The sequence below is a fragment of the Clostridium sp. genome (genome assembly GCF_040797585.1).
In the GTDB taxonomy this organism is placed as follows: Bacteria; Bacillota; Clostridia; order Clostridiales; family Clostridiaceae; genus Clostridium_Z.
In genome coordinates this window covers 1-5,086 of record NZ_JBFNEO010000202.1, presented here as the reverse complement: position 1 = coordinate 5,086, position 5,086 = coordinate 1, and the positions used below count along the sequence as shown (strand labels likewise).

The following is a 5,086-nucleotide window of genomic DNA, read 5'->3' as shown; positions in this document are numbered from 1 at the left end:
ACTACTATTATTATTAAGTTTATATCCTAATAAACTTAAAACTTAGAAAAAATCACCTTAACTCTCCGAGTTATTAACATTCACATCTCTTACCTATAGACTTATCCACAGCCTTCTAAATTTCCTATACTAATTTGTTGATAACCTTCCTCTTATTCTATATAAATTTTCTAATAAAAGTTACTTTATAGTAAAAACAATAAAAACTCAACCATATAATTTAACTTGTTAATTTACATAAAATAATATAAGCATACCCCTTAGAAATAACCTTATATTATAAATTATATTAATTCTTATATCAGGTATTGATTTTTATAATAATAATAGTATAATAGATTTTATATAAATATGTTTATTATAAATATTCATTTTAAAAACTATGAAGAGAAGAGTAAATATAAGATGTAGCTCTTAGCGAATAAGGAATGGTGAAAGCCTTATAGTGAGCTTATATTGAAGAACATCTCAGAGTTTCTAACCGAAATCTTTTTAGAGAGTAGACTTAGACGGAATCTTACCGTTATAGAAGAACAGCATTATTCGATGCTTGTAAGACGGTCATATTTTATTTATGACAAATTGGGTGGTACCGCGGAATATATACCTTTCGTCCCTTTATGTGGATGAGAGGTTTTTTTGTTTTTCTATAACTTATAATAAACTTAATTAAAATAGGATTTTTATTTAATACTTAGTTATAGCTAAAATCACCTAATGAATTTATATTACTCTATGAAAAACTTATAAAATTAGATATTAGTTTTATATAGTTTTATTTTCAATTAGTATCAAAGTTTAATATTATTTAAGCCCTATCATAAGGCTAATTTTAATTTATATAAATAAAATTTGAAAGGATGATTAACATGACAAAAGTTTCAATTAAAGAACTTTATAGAAGCGGTGAAACTTATGTAAACCAAAAAGTTTCAATATCTGGTTGGATAAGAACCCTTAGAGATTCAAAGGCATTTGGTTTCATTGAATTAAATGATGGTACTTTCTTTAAAAATATTCAAATAGTTTTTGAGGATAAGTTAGAAAACTTTAAAGAAGTTGCAAAGCTTCCTATAAGCTCTTCTTTAACAGTAGAAGGTACTTTAGTTCCAACTCCTGGCGCTAAACAACCTTTTGAAATAAAAGCTGAAAATATAATAGTAGAAGGCTTATCTCATAGTGATTTCCCTCTTCAAAAAAAGAGACACACCTTTGAATACTTAAGAACTATAGCTCACTTAAGACCAAGAAGTAATGCATTTTCAGCAGTATTTAGAGTGCGTTCTGTAGCTGCTTATGCAATACACAAATTCTTCAATGAAAGAGGATTTGTATATACACACACTCCAATAATAACAGGATCTGACTGTGAAGGTGCTGGAGAAATGTTTAGAGTTACTACTCTAGACTTACACAACGTACCTAAAACTGAAGATGGATTAATAGATTTTAAGGAAGATTTCTTTGAGAAGGAGTCTAACCTTACTGTTTCTGGTCAATTAAATGGTGAATGTTTCGCTTTAGCATTTAAAAACATTTATACTTTTGGACCAACTTTTAGAGCTGAAAACTCAAATACAGCAAGACACGCAGCAGAGTTCTGGATGATAGAACCTGAAATATCCTTTGCTGATCTTAAGGATGATATGGCCCTTGCTGAAGATATGTTAAGATATGTTATTAAGTATATTATGGATGAATGTCCTGAAGAAATAGAATTCTTTAACTCTTTCATAGATAAGGGATTAAAGGAAAGATTAAACCATGTTATATCTTCAGAGTTCGGTAAGGTTTCTTATACTGAAGCTATAGAAATACTAAAGAAAGCTGATAAGACCTTTGAATACCCTGTAGAGTGGGGAGCTGACCTTCAAACTGAACATGAAAGATACTTAACAGAAGAGGTATTTAAAAAACCTGTATTTGTTACTGATTATCCAAAAGATATAAAAGCTTTCTACATGAGATTAAACGAAGATGGAAAGACTGTTGCTGCTATGGACTGTCTTGTTCCTGGAATCGGTGAGATTATAGGTGGAAGCCAAAGAGAAGAGAGATTAGATGTTCTTGAAAGTAGAATAGAAGAACTTGGACTAAATAAAGAAGATTACTGGTGGTATTTAGAACTTAGAAAATACGGTGGAACTAAACACGCTGGATTTGGTCTAGGTTTTGAAAGATTAATAATGTATGTAACTGGTATGTCTAACATCAGAGACGTTATACCATTCCCAAGAACTACAGGAAACTTTGAATTTTAATAAAAAGAGGACTTGATATTATAATCAAGTCCTCTTTTGTTATTTGATATCTCTATAGTAAACTTTAATACTTTTTGAAATTATGTTTTGTTAGTAAATTCTCATTAAAAACCTCTAATAATCTACTATTTTAATATCTCTATATAATTTTTTATTCTAAGGCTTTATAAAGAAAAACTAAATCTTATAAACAAATTAAGTTTTATATAGATAAACTATATGATAATCAAAGCTAAATCATCAGCTACCATTACTTAGAACATATTGAAAGATTGAGTTTTGAGATAGTTTATATATGCTTAGAATTTCATATCAAAAACTAATGCTCAATTATTTTGCTCTCATGAAGCTTATCTACAAATCTCTTTCCTTTCCTGTTTAATGGTCCCTTAAGAATTAATCCAAATACAATAACTCCTAGAAGTATTAAACAAAGTATAATAATATCTTTATAAAATACACTCCATATTATGCCCCCTGTAGCCTCTCTCATAGCCTCAATAGCATAAGTAAATGGAAGATACGGATTTACCTTTTGGAAAAATGGTGGTGTTACTTGTATTGGGAAAGTACCACCTGATGCTGCTACCTGTATAACAAGACCAATTATCCCTAAAGCCTTACCTACATTACCAAATACAGAAACCATAGTGTAAATTATAAACATGAATACTATCCCTATAAGTACTGAAATCCATATAAATTCTGGTTTATGAGCTGCATAGGTACCTAGTAAGTATATATCCCCAACAGATACGCATAGAGCTTGTAATATACCTATTGTTGTAAATAATAATGACTTTCCAAAATAAACTTCATAAGGTTTAAATGGTCTCTCTAAATCACTAGGTACTTTTACTGATAATATAGAAGATAGTATAAGTCCTCCAACCCATAGAGCAAGCACTGTATAGAACGGAGTCATCCCTGATCCATAGTTTGGTATATGGAAAAGTTTATTTTCATTTAATACTACAGGGGAGGCTATAAACTCTTTGCCTTTTTCTGCATCAGTCTTTAATATATCTATAAACTCTCCCACATCTACCTTTCCATCTAGCTCCTCAATCTTTTCTTTAACATTTTTTATAGCATCTTGTGCTTCTGGAAGTTTATCTTTAATAACTTTTATTTTCTCTTCCCCGCCAGCAGTTAAGTTATCTACATTACTTATTAAACTTTTAACTTCTGGTAGCTTACTATTAGCAATCCCCACTAACTCAACAGAGTTTAGTGATATCTCATGTAATTTGTCTGCTACTCTATTTATCTCAGGAATAATCTTAGAATCATATTCCTCTAAAATAGTATTAACACTACTTGATATATCCTTTGATAAGCTAGATATTGATTGTAGAATATCTTTAGCTGGTTTTTCTCCCTTATCAATAGCTGATATTCCCTTATCTATGGTAGATATATATTTATCAACCTTATTTCTTATTCCTTCTAATCTTCCCTTTAGGTTATTTAATACCTCACTATTAGATATATTTATCTTATCTATTATATTTATATTGGTATCTATAACAGCTCTTATTATATTAGCCTTACTTTTAAGGCTTATTAATGCTGTTTTTATATCTTCTGGTGCACTAGATTCTGATAGGCTATTTACTATAGACTCTACTCCGATTGATATATCTCTTACATACACTAGATCATTTTTAATAACAGGAGCAATTTTATTTATATTTTCTTTTCCCTCTCTGGTAAACTTTTCAAAGTCTTTTGAAAGCTCTTCTCCTTTGTTTAAAGTATCTTCGATTAAAGGCATTTGTTCATTTAGTGTATTTATAAGATCCTCACCTGTTATTACTCCCTTTTCTACTAAGTCTACTTTTTCATATATTTCTGGAAATCTATCATTTAAGGTATTAATTAAATTTTTATAATCATTAAATTTAGGCTCATATTTAGCTAAATCTTCACCTAACACATTAAATCCAGATAGTATTGCTCCATTTACTGTTTTTACAAAGTTTTCTGATATCTGCTGTTGCACACTACTTGCTCCCTTATCTGTTATTTTAGGAGCTATAGCATTTATTTTTTCGTTTATATAATAGTCTAATTCTGGTTTTTTAAATTCTCCATTTAATATAGATGTTATGTCAGTTGAAAAATTCTCTGGAATTATTATTGAAGCATAGTATTTTCCTTCTTCTGTACCCTTTATTGCCTCTTCCTCATCAACAAACTTCCACCCTATATCATGATTTTCTTTAAGAGATGATATAACTTCATCTCCTACATTTATATTTTTGTCTTTAATAGTTACTCCCTTGTCCTTATTAGCCACTGCAACAGAGATACCGAAGGTACTTCCATATGGATCCCAAGAGGCTTCTATATTAAACCAAGCATAAAGAGAAGGTAGGAATATAAGTGCTAACACTACTATTAAGGCTATAGGATTATTAATTATACTTTTTATATCTCTCTTGTAAATTCTAAAAATATTTTTCATTAGTTTCACCCTTTAATTTTTTAAATTTAATTAAATAATTCACAGTTTATTTATACTGACTGGTCAATTCATATAAATAATTTATATAATTTGATCAACATTGTCAAACTATATTCTGTTCCTAATCCTAAACTATAACTGTTGTAAACATTTATAATTTAACTTTCCTCTACATAACTTCTTATTGTTATCACCCTTATAATTAGAAAAATTAGCCTGTATTTATGCCAAAAATAAAAAATAGAGGATATATAATCCTCTACTTTTAAAAGTTACATACTATTCTTAATGTAAAAAAATAGGGGCTGTCTCACAATAAAAAGTGAGACAGCCCAATTTTTTTACTTAAAATAAA

The 5,086-nt window shown here is 29.0% G+C and carries 2 protein-coding genes and 1 other annotated feature; of the genes, one reads left to right on the top strand and one right to left on the bottom strand.

Annotation, left to right across the window (positions count from 1 at the left end; genetic code table 11):
- The first annotated feature begins 373 nt into the window (after window positions 1–373).
- Window positions 374–621 (top strand) — a binding site (T-box leader).
- 248 nt (window positions 622–869) lie between these two features.
- Window positions 870–2,261, top strand: coding sequence for an asparagine--tRNA ligase (gene asnS, locus AB2369_RS11240; protein ID WP_367666572.1), 1,392 nt, complete (start codon window positions 870–872; stop codon window positions 2,259–2,261).
- A gap of 319 nt (window positions 2,262–2,580) precedes the next feature.
- Here the strand turns inward: asnS and AB2369_RS11235 are convergent, their stop codons facing one another.
- A complete protein-coding gene (locus AB2369_RS11235; RefSeq protein WP_367666571.1) occupies window positions 2,581–4,731 on the bottom strand; it encodes a YhgE/Pip domain-containing protein in 2,151 nt (716 codons plus the stop codon).
- Between the last annotated feature and the right edge of the window lie 355 nt (window positions 4,732–5,086).

Bases quoted from the DNA above. Each gene is read 5' to 3' on its own strand.
- asnS (WP_367666572.1), top strand. From the start codon at position 870: ATGACAAAAGTTTCAATTAAAGAACTTTATAGAAGCGGTGAAACTTAT.
- AB2369_RS11235 (WP_367666571.1), bottom strand. From the start codon at position 4,731: ATGAAAAATATTTTTAGAATTTACAAGAGAGATATAAAAAGTATAATT.